This is a genomic window from Stenotrophomonas maltophilia (genome assembly GCF_013464915.1).
Lineage (GTDB): Bacteria > Pseudomonadota > Gammaproteobacteria > Xanthomonadales > Xanthomonadaceae > Stenotrophomonas > Stenotrophomonas maltophilia_AT.
Genome location: NZ_RAVT01000045.1, coordinates 1 through 18,996, shown reverse-complemented (window position 1 = coordinate 18,996; position 18,996 = coordinate 1). Strand labels below are relative to the sequence as shown.

The 18,996-nt window shown below is 66.2% G+C and carries 19 protein-coding genes; all 19 read right to left on the bottom strand.

The features are described 5' to 3' along the window. Positions 1-135 precede the first annotated feature (135 nt). Complete coding sequence (locus D7T59_RS15515) at positions 136-768, bottom strand: response regulator (RefSeq protein ID WP_005413261.1); 633 nt, start codon at positions 766-768, stop codon at positions 136-138. Between the two features lie 92 nt (positions 769-860). After that, positions 861-1,439 carry a PilZ domain-containing protein gene (locus tag D7T59_RS15510; RefSeq protein WP_106549941.1) on the bottom strand — a complete coding sequence of 193 codons (579 nt, stop codon included), beginning with the start codon at positions 1,437-1,439 and terminating at the stop codon, positions 861-863. Continuing rightward, positions 1,436-1,729, bottom strand: a complete 294-nt coding sequence (locus tag D7T59_RS15505) for a hypothetical protein (protein ID WP_099552280.1) — start codon at positions 1,727-1,729, stop codon at positions 1,436-1,438. The genes D7T59_RS15510 and D7T59_RS15505 overlap by 4 nt, the downstream gene beginning before the upstream one ends. Continuing rightward, the gene (gene fliS / locus D7T59_RS15500; RefSeq protein WP_049448908.1) at positions 1,726-2,142 is read right to left on the bottom strand and encodes a flagellar export chaperone FliS; all 417 of its coding nucleotides are present in this window, start codon (positions 2,140-2,142) and stop codon (positions 1,726-1,728) included. The genes D7T59_RS15505 and fliS overlap by 4 nt, the downstream gene beginning before the upstream one ends. 128 nt (positions 2,143-2,270) lie before the next feature. Beyond that, a complete protein-coding gene (gene fliD, locus D7T59_RS15495; protein ID WP_099552279.1) occupies positions 2,271-3,689 on the bottom strand; it encodes a flagellar filament capping protein FliD in 1,419 nt (472 codons plus the stop codon). 440 nt (positions 3,690-4,129) lie between these two features. Then, on the bottom strand, positions 4,130-5,350 hold the full coding sequence (locus D7T59_RS15490; protein ID WP_180853408.1) for a flagellin: 1,221 nt from the start codon (positions 5,348-5,350) through the stop codon (positions 4,130-4,132). A gap of 85 nt (positions 5,351-5,435) precedes the next feature. Next, a complete protein-coding gene (locus tag D7T59_RS15485) occupies positions 5,436-6,632 on the bottom strand; it encodes a flagellin (protein ID WP_049456816.1) in 1,197 nt (398 codons plus the stop codon). 72 nt (positions 6,633-6,704) lie between these two features. Then, a complete protein-coding gene (locus D7T59_RS15480) occupies positions 6,705-7,925 on the bottom strand; it encodes a flagellin (RefSeq protein ID WP_164136592.1) in 1,221 nt (406 codons plus the stop codon). Between the two features lie 418 nt (positions 7,926-8,343). After that, positions 8,344-9,546 carry a flagellar hook-associated protein FlgL gene (gene flgL, locus D7T59_RS15475; protein WP_164136593.1) on the bottom strand — a complete coding sequence of 401 codons (1,203 nt, stop codon included), beginning with the start codon at positions 9,544-9,546 and terminating at the stop codon, positions 8,344-8,346. Continuing rightward, the gene (flgK, locus tag D7T59_RS15470) at positions 9,543-11,423 is read right to left on the bottom strand and encodes a flagellar hook-associated protein FlgK (RefSeq protein ID WP_180853407.1); all 1,881 of its coding nucleotides are present in this window, start codon (positions 11,421-11,423) and stop codon (positions 9,543-9,545) included. Before flgK ends, flgL begins: the two co-directional genes overlap by 4 nt. Positions 11,424-11,431: 8 nt before the next feature. Then, positions 11,432-12,631 carry a flagellar assembly peptidoglycan hydrolase FlgJ gene (flgJ, locus tag D7T59_RS15465; protein WP_180853406.1) on the bottom strand — a complete coding sequence of 400 codons (1,200 nt, stop codon included), beginning with the start codon at positions 12,629-12,631 and terminating at the stop codon, positions 11,432-11,434. A 1-nt stretch (position 12,632) separates the two neighbouring features. Continuing rightward, positions 12,633-13,769 (bottom strand): flagellar basal body P-ring protein FlgI, encoded by a 1,137-nt coding sequence (locus D7T59_RS15460; RefSeq protein ID WP_180853405.1) that lies wholly within the window; start codon positions 13,767-13,769, stop codon positions 12,633-12,635. Between the two features lie 2 nt (positions 13,770-13,771). After that, positions 13,772-14,464: a flagellar basal body L-ring protein FlgH gene (gene flgH, locus D7T59_RS15455; RefSeq protein ID WP_164136597.1), complete on the bottom strand. Its 693-nt coding sequence runs from the start codon at positions 14,462-14,464 to the stop codon at positions 13,772-13,774. A 22-nt stretch (positions 14,465-14,486) separates the two neighbouring features. Continuing rightward, positions 14,487-15,272: a flagellar basal-body rod protein FlgG gene (flgG, locus tag D7T59_RS15450; protein ID WP_005409571.1), complete on the bottom strand. Its 786-nt coding sequence runs from the start codon at positions 15,270-15,272 to the stop codon at positions 14,487-14,489. 102 nt (positions 15,273-15,374) lie between these two features. After that, positions 15,375-16,124, bottom strand: coding sequence for a flagellar basal body rod protein FlgF (locus D7T59_RS15445; protein WP_164136598.1), 750 nt, complete (start codon positions 16,122-16,124; stop codon positions 15,375-15,377). Between the two features lie 32 nt (positions 16,125-16,156). After that, entirely contained in the window at positions 16,157-17,380 is a 1,224-nt protein-coding gene (gene flgE, locus D7T59_RS15440; RefSeq protein WP_180853404.1) for a flagellar hook protein FlgE, read from the bottom strand. A gap of 32 nt (positions 17,381-17,412) precedes the next feature. Continuing rightward, the gene (locus tag D7T59_RS15435; protein WP_180853403.1) at positions 17,413-18,096 is read right to left on the bottom strand and encodes a flagellar hook assembly protein FlgD; all 684 of its coding nucleotides are present in this window, start codon (positions 18,094-18,096) and stop codon (positions 17,413-17,415) included. Positions 18,097-18,119: 23 nt separating this feature from the next. Further along, a complete protein-coding gene (gene flgC / locus D7T59_RS15430) occupies positions 18,120-18,527 on the bottom strand; it encodes a flagellar basal body rod protein FlgC (RefSeq protein ID WP_005416461.1) in 408 nt (135 codons plus the stop codon). 3 nt (positions 18,528-18,530) lie between these two features. Next, the gene (flgB, locus tag D7T59_RS15425) at positions 18,531-18,926 is read right to left on the bottom strand and encodes a flagellar basal body rod protein FlgB (RefSeq protein WP_005409576.1); all 396 of its coding nucleotides are present in this window, start codon (positions 18,924-18,926) and stop codon (positions 18,531-18,533) included. Between the last annotated feature and the right edge of the window lie 70 nt (positions 18,927-18,996).

The following is an 18,996-nucleotide window of genomic DNA, read 5'->3' as shown; positions in this document are numbered from 1 at the left end:
AGTCGATTGCCGGTAGAGTCGACTGTCAGTCGACTGCTCTCCGATCAGGATCAGGAAAAGTCCCGCGCTCCGCGCGCAAGTCGACTGACAGTCGACTCTACCGTGCATTTTCCCGCCGACCACCGCGGGCGCAGATCATTCCAGCTCGTGCTGGTGGCGCGCGGCCAGCAGCAGTAGATCGTTGGCGCGACGGCAGCCGAGCGATTCCATCATGCGTGCGCGGTGGGTTTCCACCGTCTTGACGCTGATGCCGAGGTCGGCGGCGATTTCCTTGTTGCTTTCGCCCTTGCCGATGCGGCGCAGGATCTCGCGCTGGCGCGGCGACAGTGCGGCGATGCCGGTGGGTTTCTCGCGGCCGAGCATCGGTGCCAGCATCTTGGCGGAGATCTGCGGGCTCAGGAACACCTGGCCGGCATGCGCCGCACGAAGCGCCAGTTCCAGCTCCTGCGGCGCCGCATCCTTGACCACGAACCCGACCGCGCCGCGGTCGAGCGCATCGCGCACGTGCGCGGCATCGTCATGCATGGTCATCATCACAACCCGGGTACCGGGCGCGCGCAGACGGATGTCGCTGAGCGCTTCCAGGCCCGTCCGGCCCGGCAGTGACAGGTCCATCAGCACCACGTCCGGTGCGTGCTGCAGGGCCAGCTGCAGCGCCTGTTCGGCGTTGCTGGCCTCCGCCACCAGCTGCACGTCGGCAAACCCCTGCAGAAGCCGCGCCAGGCCGGCGCGGACCAGGGTGTGATCGTCGACGATGAGAACTCGCACAGGCACGCAGCAGGTCCGTGTAGGGGAGTCCACCTTAACTTAGCTGAACGGGCGCGCCAAGGCTTGCCCGCCAAGCGTGATGGTGGCAGGTTTCAGCGCGCCCGGCGTGCCTCGGCCACCTGGCGTCGGTGCAGGCGGAACAGATGCCGCTCCATGGCCATTTCCAGGCCATCACCAAGGCGCTGGAAGCGCAGCCACAGATAGTGGCCGCCACCGCCATCGGCCGCTTCGGCAATCACTTCCACCGGCAGGTCGATATGGTCGGGCAGCCAGTCGCTGGGCTGCAGGCGGACCAGGCCCGCCTGGCCGGGGCTGGCGCCACTGCGCGGCCCCAGTTGCAGGCGTATCCCGCGGCGCGACCAGCGCACCGGGCGCAGGGTCAGTTCCTGGCCCTGCTGGCGGACCAGGCGGCCAAGCAACACCATCGCCAGATCCAGCTTCGCCTCCAGCCGCTGCAATTGCAGGCTGGCTTCATTGCGGTCGTCATGCTCGTCAACGCGGCTGTCTTCAACCAGGGCCAGGCTGCGCAGCAGGCCCTCGGCGCTGCCGGTGCGGCCGGCGCCACTGCCTGCCTGGAATTCGGCGGGCAGCGCCAGCTCGCAGCTGAGCGTTTCGTCGAACAGCTCGCTTTCGGCGGGATGGTGCAGCGACGTTGTCGGCAGTTGGGTCATGCCAGCGATTCTGCCTGCAGGTAGGCATGCGCCGCGCGAAGAGAGCGCTGGCCGTCATTCATCAGTGCAGCCACCGCATCGCGGCGCTGGCGCAGCAGGCCCAGCAGGTTCTGCTGGCGCTCGAACAGCGCACTGAGTGGTGCGTGGTCGTCCACGGTCAGCGGCTGGCTGAGCAGGGCATGCAGCGTGCTGTCGTGGCCGTCGAGCAGGCTGTCGGCCTGGTCGAGCGCATCTTCGCCCAGGGCCTTTTCGAAGGCGTCCAGCTGGGCGTGCAGTTCGTGCAGGCTCATGGTGCCACCGCGGCCGGGCGGCGCTGTTCCATCGGGATCGCATTCCAGGCGCTGTCGATCTCGCCCAGCAGCTGCAGGGATTCGTCGAGGGCGGCACGGTCGTTGTGCAGGTTGGCCTCGGTCAGGCGCTGCAGCACGTAGTCGTAGAGTGCCGACAGATTTCCGGCGATCTCACCGCCGGCCTCATGATCCAGCGAGCCATTGAGGTGGCCGACGATCGCGCAGACCTCACCGATCGCCTTGCCCTTGCCGGCCTGGTCGCCACGCTCGAGGCTGGCCAGGGCGCGCCGCACGCGCTCCAGCGCGCCGGCCAGCAGCATCGCCACCAGCTTGTGCGGATCGGCGTCGGCAACCGCACTGGTCACTCCCACCTGGCGGTACTGCTCGGCATATTGACGGCTGGAACCGTACATTCGTGATTCTCCTTGCGCTGGGTGCCGCCGGCAGGTCGTGGGGACCGTTACCGGCGGTGCGGCGTTGATTGCTGTTGCGTCCGTTATCGGTGCGTTGCACGCCAAACTTGAGCGTTGCACGCCGTCCTTTAGCGGTTCAGCTGTGCCAGCTGCTGCTGCAGCGACGTATTGCTCTGCTGCAGCTTGCCCATCAGGCTGTCCAGCGCGATGAACTGCTTCTTGTAGCGCTCTTCCACGTTCTTCATGCGCGTGTCGAGATCCTTGCGGCGCTTGTCGATGTTGTCCAGCGTGGTGTTGAGGCCCTTGGTGCGGGCGACGAAGGCGCCTTCCTTGCCGACCGTGGTGCTGACGTAGCCGTCGACCATGGTGTAGAGCGTGCCGGCACCGCCGGTGTCGCCGGTGATTGCCGAGCGGATCTTCTCGGGCTGGCTGGCCAGCGCGGCGGCGAACTTGGTGGCGTCCAGCACCAGGCTGCCGTCGGCGTTGGGATAGCCGCGCGTCTGCAGCCCCAGCGTCTTCGGGTCCAGGCCATCGGCGGACAGCTCCTTCAACACGCCCGACATCACCGAACGCAACTGGCTGGAGGCGCCACGCATCTGCGCGTCGCCGGTGAGCGTGGCGGCTTCCTTGGTCTTGGCGTCGTACTTGGTCTCGGTGTTGATCGCCGCGATTGCTGCGTTGTAGGCGGTCACGAACTCCTGCATCACCTTGGTGGCTGCAGTGGTATCGGTGCTGATCACGACGGTGCTCTTGCCCTTGACCTTGAGGTTCAGGGTCAGGCCCGGCACGGCATCGGCCACGGTGTTGCTGGCGCTGACCACCGTGACGCCATCGATGGTCAGCTCGGCATCGGCTGCCGCGGTGTTTTCCTGCAGGCTGCCCACCAGTGCGCTCAGCTTCGGGTCGCTGCCGCCGTACTCGAGCTTGATGGCATTGGCGGCACCGGTCTTTTCCTGGGCGATCGACAGGTACTGGTTGTCGCCCGAGGCGATCAAGGTCGCCTGCACGCCTTCCTTGCGGCCTGCGGCGTCGATCTTGTTGCGCACGGTGGTCAGCGTATCGCCTGCTTCCACCTCGACCTTCATCGTCTTTGCCTTGTCGCCGACACCAACGGTCAGCGTCAAGGTTCCGGCGCCGAAGGTGTCGGTCTTCCCTACCGAGGTGTTGGCAATCAGCTTGTGTGCGGTGGCAAGGGATTTCACCTCCACCTGATGCGTGCCATTGGAGGCCGCTGCCTTGGTCGTGCCCAGGTCGTACAGCGCCACCGAGGCCGTCAGCACGTCGTCGGTGTTGGCCGGCTGCGCCTTGCCGGTGGCGGTCACCGTGCGGGTATCGAAGGCCGTGGTGGCCTTCAGCGCGGTCAGTGCGGTCTTCAGCTTGTCGAAGGCCGAAGTGACGGTGCCGATCGACGACAGCTGCATCTTGGCCTTGGACTGCTGCAGGTTCAGCGCATTGTCGGCGGGCTTGCGGTCGGCCGCGACCAGCTGGTTGACGATGTCCGAGATGTTGAGCCCCGAGCCAATGCCACCGTATCCAAAGCTTGCCATGTGATTCTCCTGGTATCCGGGCCTGGCCGCCGTGCGGTGGCCCGTCGTCAACGAAAATAGCGGCCTGCGCCGCTGGGTCTTGAGGACTTCGTTGATGCATGCGCCGTGCCAGTTGTCTGGCGGCGGATCTGGCACGCGGTTTGCAGGAGGGTTGGGGCAGGGTGCGGGTGGAATCACCGCAGGCTGCCGGGAGTCTGCAAAAAACCCTCCCCCAAGGCAGGGGAGGGATCAGGCTACTGACAATCGGGGGGAGACGAAGCCGCCCGGTACGTACAGTCAAAGGTACAGCGCTGAAAGAGAGGTCCGCAGGAGCGGGCGATGCCAAGCCGGTTCGGGAGCGATCCCGGGCCGGGCATGGCCCGCGCCTTCGTGCACCGTGGCTTCCGGGTTGCCGCTACCGTCGGTTCGATCCGACGGTAGCGGCGCCTTCTTGCCGTGGATCAGCGCAGCAGGCTGAGCACGCCCTGCGGCACCTGGTTGGCCTGGGCCAGCATGGCCGTACCGGCCTGCTGCAGGATCTGGGTGCGGGTCAGCTCTGCGGTTTCCTTGGCGAAGTCGGTGTCCTTGATGCGGCTGCGCGACGCCGACAGGTTTTCCGACGAGGTCTGCAGGTTGGCCACGACCGAGGTGAAGCGGTTCTGGACCGCGCCGAGGTCGGCACGGGTGCTGTTGATTGCACCCAGGGCCTTGTCGACCACTTCCATTGCCTGCTGTGCGCCCTTCACGGTGGACACGTCGATCTTGTCGGCGAAGCTCTTGCCCACTGCAGTGGTGCTGGCAGTGATGTCGGTCGGGCCGGCGGCGATGCCGGTCCAGGTGCCGGTTTCCACGGCGATGCCGAGGAAGGCGCCATTCTTGTCGACGCTGTCCTTGACCGAGCTCAGGTTGATCTTGCCGCCACCGGCAGCATCGACCTCGGCCAGGACGCCGGTCTCACCGATCTTGGCATTGATCGCAGCGACCATGGCCTTGGTGGCGGCGTCCTGGGTCTTGGTGCCATCGGCACCGCCCTGCGCGGCCACGTCGATGTCGGCGATGCTGATTGCCGAACCCGCGCCATTGGTGATGCTCATGCCCGTCATCTTCACACCGGTCGTGGCGTCTGCCGGAGCGGCGATGGTGAAGCTGACCGAATCGAACATCGCACCGCCCAGGGCATTGGCCTTGGCGTCGATGGTCTTGTCGATGGCGATGGCCTGGCCGGCGTTGGCACCGACCTGGAACAGCTGGCTGGAGAACGAGCCGTCCAGCAGCTTGGTGCCGTTGAAGTCCGACTGCTTGGCGACGCGATCGATTTCCGAGACCAGCTGGGTCACTTCGGCCTGCAGCGCCTTGCGGTCGCTGGCGGAGTTGGTGGCGTTGGAGGCCTGCACCGACAGCTCGCGGACGCGCTGCAGGTTGTTGCCGATTTCGGTCAGCGAACCTTCGGCGACCTGGGCCAGCGAGATGCCGTCGTTGGCGTTGCGGATGGCAACGTCGGTACCGCGGATCTGCGTGCCGAAGCGCTCGGAGATCGCCAGGCCGGCGGCGTCGTCCTTGGCGCTGTTGATACGCGAACCGGAAGACAGGCGCTGGATGGTGGTGGCCAGCGAGCTGCCACTGGTGCTCAGGTTGCGCTGAGCATTCAGGGACATGGTATTGGTGTTGATGACTTGTGCCATGGTGCTTTCCTTTGGCGAAGGTGAAACGAGTTTCAGGCGCCGGGCGGCGGTTCAGATGCCGCCCGGCGGTCGATCAGGGAGCGGATCAGCGCAGCAGGCTGAGCACGCCCTGCGGCACCTGGTTGGCCTGGGCCAGCATGGCCGTACCGGCCTGCTGCAGGATCTGGGTGCGGGTCAGCTCTGCGGTTTCCTTGGCAAAGTCGGTGTCCTTGATGCGGCTGCGCGACGCCGACAGGTTTTCCGACGAGGTCTGCAGGTTGGCCACGACCGAGGTGAAGCGGTTCTGGACCGCGCCGAGGTCAGCGCGGGTGCTGTTGATTGCACCCAGGGCCTTGTCGACCACTTCCATTGCCTGCTGTGCACCCTTCACGGTGGACACGTCGATCTTGTCGGCGAACTTCTTGGCCGGAGCGGCCGGCGCGGTCACGTCGTCGGTGTAGGCGGCGCCGGTGGCAGCGACGGTGAAGCCCTTGTAGGCACCGTCCTTGTCGACGCTGTCCTTGACCGAGCTCAGGGTGAGGCCGGTGCCGGCGGCATCGACTTCGGCCAGCACGCCGGTTTCACCGATCTTGGCGTTGATATGAGCAGCCAGTGCGGTGGCAGCGGCGGTGTTGGTGCCGGCGACGCTGCCTGCGCTCTTGACGGTCAGGTCGGCGAAGTCAACCTTGGCGCCCTTGCTGTCGGTGATGCTCAGGCCGGTCAGCGCGATGTCGGCCGTGGCGCTGGCGGCAGCGGTGATCGCGACCTTGCCGCTGGCGAACTGCGCACCGCCCAGGGCATTGGCCTTGGCGTCGATGGTCTTGTCGATGGCGATGGCCTGGCCGGCGTTGGCGCCGACCTGGAACAGCTGGCTGGAGAACGAGCCGTCCAGCAGCTTGGTGCCGTTGAAGTCCGACTGCTTGGCGACGCGATCGATTTCCGAGACCAGCTGGGTCACTTCGGCCTGCAGCGCCTTGCGGTCGCTGGCGGAGTTGGTGGCGTTGGAGGCCTGCACCGACAGCTCGCGGACGCGCTGCAGGTTGTTGCCGATTTCGGTCAGCGAACCTTCGGCGACCTGGGCCAGCGAGATGCCGTCGTTGGCGTTGCGGATGGCGACGTCGGTACCGCGGATCTGCGTGCCGAAGCGCTCGGAGATCGCCAGGCCGGCGGCGTCGTCCTTGGCGCTGTTGATGCGCGAACCGGAGGACAGGCGCTGGATGGTGGTGGCCAGCGAGCTGCCGCTGGTGCTCAGGTTACGCTGAGCATTCAACGACATCGTATTGGTGTTGATGACTTGTGCCATGAGGAGAGGTCCTTGAGCGGTTGCACGTGAGTTGGGTTAGACGCCCCCGACGTGCCCCGGGGGCGGCTCATGTCAGCGCTGCAACAGGCTGAGCACGTTCTGCGGTACCTGGTTGGCCTGGGCCAGCATGGCCGTACCGGCCTGCTGCAGGATCTGGGTGCGGGTCAGTTCGGCGGTTTCCTTGGCGAAGTCGGTATCGCGGATGCGGCTGCGCGAGGCCGACAGGTTCTCCGAGGAGGTCTGCAGGTTGGCCACCACCGAGGTGAAGCGGTTCTGGATCGCGCCGAGGTCGGCGCGCACGCTGTTGACCGATTCAAGTGCCTTGTCGACGATCGACAGCGCCTTCTGCGCGCCTTCGGCGGTGGTGACGTTCAGGTCCTTGACGAAATTGGCCGTGGCGCCGGTCAGCAGGCCGCCGTCGGTGCTGGTCTGGGTCAGGCCCAGGCCAGCGATGGTCGCGGCGGTGGCGCCGGTCGGCGGGGTCGCGGCGCTGACGCCCAGGGTGAAGGTCTGGCCGTCCTTGACCGAGGCCAGGCTGATCACACCGGCATTGACCGAGGCCATGACGCCGGTTTCGCCCAGCTTGTTGTTGATCGCGGCGGAGGTGGCCGAGGTGATCGATTCACCCGCCTTCACGGTGAAGTCGTTGATGGTGACCGTGGTGGCGGTGCCGCCCGGCGGGGTCACCGAGATCTGCAGGCCGGAGTAGGTGGTGTCGGCGGTGGCCTTGTCGGCCGCGGCCAGGCTGGTGCCGGTGTAGCCGTTGGCGAAGGTCGCCGCGCCCAGCGAATCGGCCTTGGCGTTGACCACGCTGTTGATGGCGATGGCCTGGCCGGCGTTGGCGCCGACCTGGAACAGCTGGCTGGTGAAGGAGCCGTCCAGCAGCTTGGTGCCGTTGAAATCGGCCTGCTTGGCCACGCGGTCGACTTCCGAGACCAGCTGGGTCACTTCAGCCTGCAGGGCCTTGCGGTCGCTGGCCGAGTTGGTGGCGTTGGAGGACTGCACGGCCAGTTCACGGATGCGCTGCAGGTTGTTGCCGACTTCGCTCAGCGAACCCTCGGCGACCTGGGCCAGCGAGATACCGTCGTTGGCGTTGCGGATGGCCACGTCCAGACCGCGGATCTGGGTGGTGAAGCGCTCGCTGATGGCCAGGCCGGCCGCGTCGTCCTTCGCGCTGTTGATGCGCAGGCCGGACGAGAGGCGCTGGATGGTGGTAGCGAGCGAGCTGCCGCTGGTGCTCAGGTTGCGCTGAGCGTTGAGCGACATCGTATTGGTGTTGATTACCTGTGCCATGGGGTCGTCTCCTCTTATATGGAACCCGTTGGTGAATGAAACGAAGCGCCGCCTGTTTTTTTGTGTGGCTGTGTGCTTCGCTGTTGCCAAATGAATAACGGCGCTTTGTCAACAACCTTTAGCCGTGAATTCCGTGGAAGCTGAAATTCGGTGCCGGAGGCTGTTTTCCCGGGGTTTTTCAGCCCTGGTCGGGCGTGAAGGCGACCCCGGAAGGGGTGGTTGGGCATGCCCAACCAGCGCTGATGAAGGTATCGGCGGGGCAGGGCCGGGCTTGATGGGCAATCACGGAAAATGCGCAGGAGCACCTTTCCGGCAGCGCCGGGCCACGCCCGGCCAGCGCGACGGAACGGGCACGCGCAAACGAAAAAGGCCGCGATGCAGGGCATCGCGGCCTTCAGGGGGTGGCGCTTGGGAAGTGTCAGCGGATCTTGTTGAACAACGACATCGACTGCATCTGCGAGAAGATCGTCTGTGCCGCCTGCAGCGCGGTGCTCTGCAGCTGGTACTGGCTCAGCGCATCGGCGTAGTCCAGGTCGCGCATCTGCGACAGCGTGGTCTTCAGGGTCACGCTGTTGGCTTCGCGCATGTCGGCGGCATTGTCCAGCGCCTTCAGCTGCGCACCGCCGGCCGCACGCGAATCGATCATCCGCTCCGACGCACGGGCCACATCGCGCAGAGCGCTCTGCAGTTCGTTCTGCTGCGCGCTCATCTTCGCGGTGGTGCCGGTGTCGGCATCGAGCGCGGCAATCAGCTTGTCCATGGTGTCGAAGATGTCGCGGCTGGTCGCCGGCTTCACGTTGAAGCTGTCACCGGCAGCAGGTGCGCCGGTGATCTGCAGGCGTACACCGTTGACTTCCACGTTGTCACCGGCCTTGAACGTGCCGGTGCCGGTCACGTTGCCAGCGCCGTCCAGTACCTGGTACTGGTCGGCGGCGGTGAAGCGGATGCTGAAGGACTGGCCGTTCCAGCTGTCGCTGCCATCGCGGGTGATGTTGGTCAGCACGCCGTTGCCGGTATTGCCGGCCGCGGCACCGCCATCGACGAAGCCGTCGCCGGTAGGAATGCGCATGAAGATTTCACTGCCGGGCAGGGCATCCCGCACATAGGTGTCGGGGCCGACTTCAATCTGGCGCTGGGTCTGGTCGCCACGGTAGACCACCTTGCCATTGATCTTGGCGAACGGCGGATCGCCATCGTTGGTGCCGCCGAACACGTAGCGGCCGGTGCCGTCGTCGGCGTTGGCCAGCGACAACAGGCCCTCGCGGATCTGGTTCAGTTCGGTGATCAGCGTTTTCTTGTCGGCCGCGCCCAGTGCCGGGTTGCTGGCCTGGATGGTCAGATCGTTGACACGCGTCATCAGGTCGTTGACCTGGGCCAGGGTGTTTTCCTGCACGCCCAGGCGGTTCTGCACGTTGCCGGCGTTGAGTTTCATCCGGTCCAGTGCGGCCAGGCTGCGGTCAAGCCCAACTGCCGCGCCAGCGGCGACCGGATCGTCCTTGGCGCTGACGATCTTGCTGCCGGTGGCGATCTGCTGCTCCAGGTGGCTGAGCTTGGCCTGCTTGGCCATCATCAGCGACACGGACTGGTTGAACATCATGCTGGTGGAGATACGGCTGCTCATCGGCGGACGGCTCCCAGGATGGTCTGGAACATGCTGTCGGCGGTGGAGATCAGCTGCGACGCGGCCTGGTAGGCCTGCTGCAGGCGCAGCATGTCGGCCGCTTCCTCGTCCAGGTTGACGCCGGACACTTCGTCGCGCGCTTCCTGCGCCTTGTCATTGATCACCAGCTGCGCTTCCAGCGAATACTCGGCCGAGCGGGCGGCTGCACCGACCTGGGTGGTCAGGCCGCCCAGTGCACCGTTGAGGGTGACCGTGCCGCTGTTGAATGCCTTGGCGCTCTCCACCTTGGCCAGCCTGGAGGCGTTGCTGTTGTCCGAAGAGCCCGCCGGGGTAGGGGTGATGTTGAAGGTGTCGCCGACCTTCGGCGCACCGTCCAGCACGAAGCTCCAGCCATTGGCGCTGATGGTCTGGCCGGGCGTGTAGGTCTGCGGCGGACCCCCATCGATGGTGTAGGTGGTTGCCGAGGTGAACACGATCGCGGCCGGATTGCGCAGGCTGGCGTTGGTCGAATCGCTGACGGCGACACCGCTCAGCTTGCCGGTGCCGGTGTTGGAGGTCGCCGCCGCACCCTTCACCGCCGCGGCGGCGGCGATGCGCGAGGGATCGGTGATCGCCACTTCCATGCTGCCAGCCACGCCTGCGGTCGGCTGCAGCAGGAAGCGGTCGTTGGCCACCGGGGTACCGCCGACCACCAGCTTGACGCCGTTGATCACCAGTGGATCGGCGGCGGTGCCGGTGCCGGTCAGCGGAACATTGGCGCCGGTGTCGGCACGGCTGGCCTTCCAGTTGCTGCCATCGAACTGCAGCACCACGTTCTGCGCGTCCAGCTTGCCGAGGTCGCCGTAGGTGGCGCTGAGGCTTGCGGTACCGGTGTTGGCATTGTTGGCGGTGACGCGTGGGTTGCCGATGTTGAAGAAGTCACCCCCCAGCTGGCCATACAGGTCCACGCCCTGGTGATGCACCTGGTTGAAGCTCTCGGCCAGCCCTACCGCCAGCTTGCCCAGTTCGGCCTGGGCGGGCGTCAGCACGGTGTCGCGGAATTCCAGCAGGCCGCCGATCTGGCCACCGACCGCCTTCGGGTCGAGCCGGATGGTGTTGCCCTGCGTCTCCAGCGCCAGCTGCAGCCGCTCCGGCTGGTACGGGTCGGCAACGGTGGTGACCTTGGTCGCCGTGGTGCCCACCACCAGCGCGTTTCCGCCGGCGGTGTAGACATTCATGATGCCGCCGTCCTGGATCACGGCAGTGCCACCGGTGTAGCCGATCAGCTGGGTGATCAACTGGTCGCGGCGATCGAGCAGGTCCGGTGCGGCGGTGGCGATGTTGGTGCCGATCGCACCGTTGATCTGCGCGATCTCCTGCGCCAGCCGGTTGACCTCGGTGGCACCGGCCAGCAGGCCGTTGTTGACCTCGCTGTTGAGGTTGTTCAGATGCGTGTTGAGCTGCACGAAACGGTTGGCCAGCGCCTTGCCACCATCCAGCATGTTCTGGCGGTCGGCAGTGCCGGCGGCGTTGGAGGACAGGCCGCTGACCGAATCGAAGAACTTCGACCAGACACCGGACACATTGGTGGCCGCGTCGGAGAACAACGAATTGACCCGGTCGGCCATGCCGGAGAGCTGCTTCAGGCGCGCCAGTTCGCCGCTGCTGTCGAGCAGGCGCGAGATCGCCAGCTGATCGGCGGTGCGACGGATGTCGGTGATGCGGGTGCCGTTGCCGACCGTGCCGTAGCCGTAGTTCTGGGGATCAGCCGTGGCGAAGTTGACCTTCTGCCGGCTGTAGCCCGGGGTATTGAGGTTGGCCACGTTGTGGCTGGTGGTCGCCAACGCACGCTGGAAGGCGAGCAGGGCACCGGTACCGGTGGAAAGTACGCTGGACATGGGGTTCCTCAACGACGAGTGATACCCAGCGCCGCGGTTGCGGTGCTGGCGAAGGTCTGGCCAAGGCGGGCGCCGGCGTTGGCCACGGCGCTGACGGCGCGCTCGATGGTCGCTCCGCCGGCGATCGCGGCGATCTTGGCCGCATAGCGCGGGTCGGTGGCATAGCCGGCGCGCTGCAGGCCGCGGGCGAAGCCCTGCACATCGGTGCCGGCCTGCAGGGCCTGCTGGTAGCGCGGGCTGGTCTTCAGCAGGCGCACGTAGTCGGCAAAGCTCTCGGCCGGCGAACTGTAGGCACGGAAGCTGGCGGTTTCGTTGCGGCGCACGCCATCGACATACTCGTGGGTGCCGGCCACGGCGCGCTGGCCGTTCCAGCCATTGGCCTTGATGCCGAACAGGTTGTGCGAGGTGCTGCCGTCGGCGTGCTTGATGTGGCGCTTGCCCCAACCGGTCTCCAGCGCTGCCTGGGCGACCAGGGCGCGGGCATCCACGCCCAGTTCCTTGGCTGCACGCTGCGCGTGCTGCCAGATGCTGGCGACGAAACCTTCCGGAGTGTGCTCGCCCAGCTGGGCGACGGCGGTGCGGGTAGCCATCGCATCGGCCGGGCTGATGGCCGTGCCGCGGTTGCTGGCGGTGGCCGACCACTGATCGCTGCTGGCGGCCCAGTCCTCGCCCTGCAGGCTGCCGATGTACGGATCTTCGGTGCCCAGCGAGCGGTGCATGCCGCTGCTTTCGCGCCCGGCGATCAGGTCCAGCGCCTGTTCCATCGGCGCAACCGCCGCGTGTGCGCCCGACTGGGCGCCGGCCGCCATCTGCTGCAGCAGGCGCACGGCCTGGCTGCCGTCTTCCAGCGGCAGCGACGGTGCGGGCTTGGCCGGCGCATTGAGCTGATAGGCACGACTGGCCTTGGCCGGGTCCACGCGGGTATCCAGCGCCGGGCCATCGGCGGCCTGGCCGGACAGCTGCCGGCTGATCATGCCGGACAGGCCCAGGCCCTTGCCGCGGGTCATCGCCTCGGCGATCTTCTGGTCGTACATGTCGCGGAACATCTTGTTCTCGCCGGGGAACAGCGAATCGCCGAAGCTGGCGTCACGCATGCTCTTGACCAGCATCTGCGCGAACTGGCCTTCCAGCTGTCGCGCCACCTTGTCGATCTTGGCCGGATCGTTCTGCTGCGCCGGGTGCAGATCGAATGCGGGATTGATGCGCATATCAGATCACCTCGAGCTCGGCACTCAGGGCGCCGGCCTGCTTCAGGGCTTCCAGGATCGCAATGAGATCGCCCGGTGCCGCGCCTACCGCGTTCACCGCGTGCACGATCTCGTCCAGGGTGGTGCCGCCGCTGAACTTGAACATGCGGCTGCCGTCATTGGTGGCGGTGATGGTCGACTGCGGGCTGGCCACGGTGCGCCCGCCGGACAGGGCATTGGGCTGGCTGACGTTGGTGTTTTCCTGGATCGTCACCGTCAGCGACCCGTGCGAGATCGCCGCCGGACCGACCTTCACCTGCTGGCCGATGACCACGGTGCCGGTACGCGAATTGACCACGACCTTGGCCGGGGCGCTGCCCGGAGTCAGTTCCAGGTTCTCGATGCGGGCCAGCAGGCCGATGCGCGCGCCCGGGTCAGTGGGTGCGGTGACCGCGACGGTCACGCCATCGACTGCGCGTGCCGCGCCTTCGCCGAAGGCGTTGTTGAGCGCGGCGACCATGCGCGAGACCGTAGTGAAATCGTTGTTGTGCAGGTTCAGGGTGATGTCGCCGCCATTGGCCAGCGGATCGGGCAGGGCGCGCTCAACGGTGGCGCCATTGGGAATGCGGCCGACGCTCGGCACGTTCACCGAGACCCGGGAGCCGTCCTTGCCCTGCGCGCCGAAGCCGCCGACGATCAGGTTGCCCTGGGCGATGGCGTAGATCTGGCCATCGGCGCCGCGCAACGGCGCCATCAGCAGCGAACCACCGCGCAGCGACACCGCGTTGCCGATCGAGGACACGGTGATGTCGATCGGCTGGCCCGGCTTGGCGAACGGCGGCAGTTCGGCATGGATCGCCACGGCGGCCACGTTCTTCAGCTGCGGGTTGACGTTGGCCGGCACGTTTACACCCAGCTCGCCGAGCAGGTTCTTCAGGCTCTGCACGGTGAAGGGCGCCTGGCTGGTGCGGTCGCCGCTGCCATCCAGGCCGACCACCAGGCCGTAGCCCACCAGCGCATTGCCGCGCACGCCACCGACCTGGGCCAGGTCCTTGATGCGCTCGGCACTGGCAGGGGCTGCCACGATCAACAGCATCAAAGCGACGAACGACGCTGCGCGTCGCTGCCAGGAAGAAGAGAGGAAGGATTTCATGGCCATACTCAGAACGGCGTCAGGCCGGAGTTGAAGAAGCGGCTCAGCCAGCCCATCGCGTTGGACTGCGCGACAGGGCCGCGGCCGCCGTAGACGATGCGGGCCTCGGCCACGCGGCTGGAAGGAATGGTGTTGTCCTGGCTGATGTCGCCGGGACGCACGATGCCCTGCACCTGCACCAGTTCATCGCCCTGGTTCAGGCGCAGGTTCTTCTGCCCCTGCACCACCAGGTTGCCGTTGGGCAGGCGCTGGATCACGGTGACCGTGACGTTGCCCTGCAGGCGGTTGCTCTGCGCGCTGTTGCCCTTGCCGGTGAAGTCACGCGCGCCCTTGGCCGTCGCACTCAGGATGTCCTTGCCGCCCAACGTAACGGGCGCGCCGAGGATGGAGGGCGTGCCCAGGCTCAGGTTGGATTCCTTGTTGGTGGCCGTGTTGGCGCTGGTCTGCGCGGTGGTGTTTTCCAGCAGGGTGATGGTCAGCAGGTCGCCGACATCGCGCGCGCGACGGTCCGAATACAACTGCAGGGTCGGGCCGGCCGCGTAGATCGCGCCGGCGGTCGGCTGGGCCTGCGGCGGCATGATCGGCTGGATCGGTGCCATCGTCGGGTAGGGGCGCACGTCGCCCGCGATCACGCAGCCACCGAGCAGGGCGGCCACGGCGCAGGCGAGGGCAGTACGGGCGAAGTTGGAAAGGGGCGACATGGCGGTTTCCCGGGTTGGCCGGTCAGAGCTTGTTGTTGAGGTAGCCGAGCATCGAATCGGTGGTGGAGATCGCCTTGGCATTCATTTCGTAGGCGCGCTGGGTTTCGATCATCGACACCAGCTCTTCCACCACATTGACGTTGCTGCCTTCCAGCGCGCCCTGCACCACGGTGCCCAGGCCATTGAGGCCGGGATTGCCGTTCTGTGCCGGGCCCGAAGCGGTGGTCTCCAGGAACAGGTTCTCGCCGCGGGCCTGCAGGCCGGCCGGATTGACGAAGTCGGTCAGGGTCAGCGCGCCCACTTCCACCGAAGCGGCGCCGTCGGCCATCTTCACGCTGATGGTGCCGTCGGTACCGATGGTGACCGACTGCGCGCCTTCGGGAATCTGGATGCCCGGCTGCACTGGATAGCCGCTGTTGGTGACCAGCTCGCTGTCCTGGTTGATCTTGAACGAGCCATCACGGGTATAGGCCGAGCTGCCATCGGGCATCTGCACTTCGAAGAAACCGCGGCCGTTGACCATCACGTCCAGTGCGCGGCCGGTCTGCTGCTGGCCACCCTGTTCGAAGTTCTTGGCGGTGGCGACCACGCGCACGCCGGTGCCCAGCTGCAGGCCGGTCGGCAGCTGGGTCTGTGCCGACGAGGACCCGCCGGGCTGGCGCACCTGCTGGTACAGCAGGTCCTCGAAGCTGGCACGGTCCTGCTTGAAGCCGGTGGTGTTGGTGTTGGCGAGGTTGTTGGAAACCACCGACATGCGCATCTGCTGCGCATCCAGTCCGGTTTTCGCGATCCACAATGCCTGGTTCATCTTCGCTGTCCTGTCTGGTGGAGCCGGCCACGTAGTGCGGCCCTTGAATTCGGGTGTGCAAGCGGTGTGCCAGCGCCGGCATCAGCCGGCGCCGGAATCCCGTCAGCTGCCCAGGCGCAGCAGGCTGTTGGCGCTGCGTGCGTTGTCGTCGCCGTGCTTGATCACCTGCACCTGCATTTCGTACTGGCGTTGCAGCTGGATCATCTGCACCAGTGCACCGGCTGCATCGACGTTGCTGCCTTCCAGCTGGCCGCTGTGCACGGCCGTGCCCTGTGCCGGGGCGAACGGCTGCAGCGGGTCGGTGTTGCGGAACAGGCCATCCAGGCCGCGTTCAAGGCGCTCATCCGGTGCCTGCACGACCTTGATCCTGCCGATCTGCGCCATCGTCTGCGGGCCTTCGCCCTGCGGAATGATCGAGATCGTGCCGTCGGCACCGATCTCCATCGCCTGGTAGGGCGGAATGGCGATCGGGTTGTTGTTGTCGTCCAGCACCGGGCGGCCGCTGGAGGTCACCAGCTGGCCGTTGGGTGTCACCGACAGCGCCGCGCCGCGCGTGTACGCCTCGCTGCCATCACTGGACTGCACGGCCAGCCAGGTGCCGGTCTGCAGGGACAGATCCAGCGGCTTGCCGGTGATGTGCTGCGAGCCGGGCGTACGGTTGAACCCGGCGTCGACATGCAGCGCATCCACCCGCGAGGCAAAGCCCGGGCCCTTGATCGGGAAGGCTTCGGTATTGGCCAGCGCTTCCTTGAAGCCAGGGGTGTCCGAGTTGGCGAGATTGTGGCTGAGCGTACCCTGCGCCTGCAGGGAGGCGCGGGCACCGGTCATCGCCACGTAAAGGGCTTTATCCATGCGGGGAGTTCCGTGACAGGGTCAGCGCGTCATCAACGGATGTTGATGACGGTCTGGGTGATCTGGTCCTGGGTGGTGATCATCTGCGCGTTGGCCTGGAAGTTGCGCTGCGCGGTGATCATGTTGACCAGCTGCTCGGTGAGGTCGACGGTGGACGCTTCCAGCGAGCCGGCCTGGATCTTGCCGAGGTTGGAGGTGTCCGGCATGCCGGTGCGCGGCGTGCCCGAGCTGAAGGTATCCACCCACAGGTTGTTGCCCTTCGATTCCAGGCCCTGCGGATTGTTGAAGGTGGTCAGCGCGACCTGGCCCAGCGGCTTGTCGGCGCCGTTGGAATAACGGGCGTAGACCACGCCGGTTTCCGATACGGTGATCTCGTTGAGCTTGCCGGCGGCATAGCCGTCCTGCTGGGTGTTGCGCAGCGCGAACTTCTCGCCGTACTGGGTCGAGCCGTTGATATCCAGCGTCATGTTCAGCACGCCCGCACCGGTGGTCGGGGTGAAGGTGCCGAGGCTGACCTTGCCGGTGGCGGGTGCAACCAGCTTGCCACTGTTGTCGAAGGTGACCGGGGTCGGTGCGCCGGCCGGCTGGCCGTCCACGTAGTTGCGCACGGTCCACTCGTTCGGGTTGGCACCCTTCACGAAATAGGAGACCTGGATGTGGCTCACGCCCAGCGAGTCGTACACGGTGATGCCGCCGCTGGAGTGGTTGTAGCTGTTCGAATCGGTCGGGTCGAAGGTGGTGACCGTCGGCTGCTTGGCGTTGGCCGGCAGGGTGAAGCCGACCTTCACTTCGCTGGTCTGCTTCGGCGGGCTGTCGGTGGTCAGCAGCTGCAGGTCGACCATGCGGCCGGCATCGAAGTTGGTGCCATCGGCATTCGGCGCGAACACCTGCAGGCGTGCGCCCTGCGGGTTGACCACGTAACCCGATGCGTCGGTCTGGAAGTTGCCGGCACGCGAGTACACGCGGGTGCCGTTCATGTTCATGGTGAAGAAGCCCTCACCGGAAATGGCCATGTCCAGGCTGCGCCCGGTCTGTTCGTTGTGGCCCTGCTTGAACTGCTGGGCGACGTTGGAGACGCGGACGCCCGAACCCACGGCGTTCTTCGACAGGCCATAGCCGGTGGCCGAGAACAGGTCGGCGAACTCGGCGCGCGATTCCTTGAAGCCGGTGGTGTTGACGTTGGCGACGTTGTTGGCGGTGACGCTCAGGTCGGAATTGGCGGCATTGATGCCGGACAGCGAGACATTGAAGCCCATGGGATGCTCCTGGTAAGTACGGGGTGTGCGGCTCAGCTGACGCGGAGCACGTAGTCGATCGGGGCCGTGCCCAGGCCCTTGAGGTTCAGGTACAGGCCGTCGGAACCGACGGTCACGCTTTCCACCGGTGCCTGCACGTAGGTGGACAGCTTGGTGCTCTTGCCGGCGGTGTCGACGTGGTTGGCGACGATGGAATACTTGCCCGGCTCCATGCGCTTGCCGTTGGCATCCTTGCCGTCCCACTGGAACGCGGTCTCGCCGGCGGCCTTGGCTTCCACGCTCAGCGAGGTGACCTTGGCGCCGGTGGCATCGGTGATGTCGACGGTGATGATGCCGGCCGCTGGTGCGGCAACGGTGCCTTCCACCGAGCCTTCCTTTTCCAGGACCAGTTTTTCCGAAGGCACCAGCACCTGGTGGCCGACCAGCGCGGCGCCACGCAGCACCTGGTCGCTGGCCATCGATTCCTGGAAGCCCTTGACCGTCTTGTTCAGGTCGGTGATGCCCTGCACGGTGGACATCTGCGCCATCTGCGCGACCATCTGCGTGTTGTCCATCGGCTTCAGCGGGTCCTGGTGCTGCAGCTGCTCGGTCATCAGGCGCAGGAAATCGGCCTGGTCCAGCGTGTTCTTCTTTTTCGTGGCGTTGCTGTTGGGAGCATTCAGGCCGAGCGCGGAGTAGACGTCCTGGTTGGTCTGGTTGTTGACGGCGGTGGTCATGGCGGTATCCGGTGCTGCGGGCCTCAGCGGCCCATGGTCAGGGTGGCCAGGGCCAGTTCCTTGGCGGTGGTCAACATCTCCACGCCGGCCTGGTAATTGCGCGATGTCGAGATCAGGTTGACCATCTGCGCCACCGGATCGACGTCGGGCTGGTAGATGTAGCCGTCGGCGTCGGCCAACGGATGGCCCGGCTCATAGCGCTTGATCGGCGCCGCCTCGCTCTGGGTGATTTCCTTCACCTTCACCGAAGTGATGTTCGGGTCGTTCTTGCTGGTGACGGCCTGGAAGATCGGCTCCAGCGGCTTGTACACGGCGTCGGCGGAACCGGCTACGGTGTCGGCGTTGGAGAGGTTGGAGGCGATGGTGCTCATGCGCACCGACTGCGCCTGCAGCGCGGAGCCGGCGATATCGAAGATCGGCAGGTTGCTCATGGCTTATTGCCCCGTGATCGCAGTCAGCATGGAACGCACCTTGCTCTCTACAAAGCTGAGCGAGGCGCGGTACTCGAGTGCGGCGCGGCCATAGGCGGCACGCTCGGCATCGGGATCGACGGTGTTGCCGTCCAGGCTGGGCTGCACGCCTTCGCGCGCGATCTGGAACGGGTTCAGGCCACTACTGATCTCGTAGTGCTGCTCATGGGTGGTGGCCATCAGGCCATTGGCATCCTGCCCCTGGGCGTGGCGCAGGGCGGCATCGAAGTCCAGATCCTGGGCCTTGTAGCCGGGAGTGTCGGCATTGCCGAGGTTGCTGGCGATCAGCTTCATCCGCTGTTCGCGCAACGGCATGGCCTGGGCATGGACGCCCAGGTAGTCGGTAATCAGGTTGCGCACGGTGCACTCCCACGGGAACGTTGCCCGGGAAGCTGCAAGGGGTGTGCCAAATTCGAGAGGGTAGTGCCGG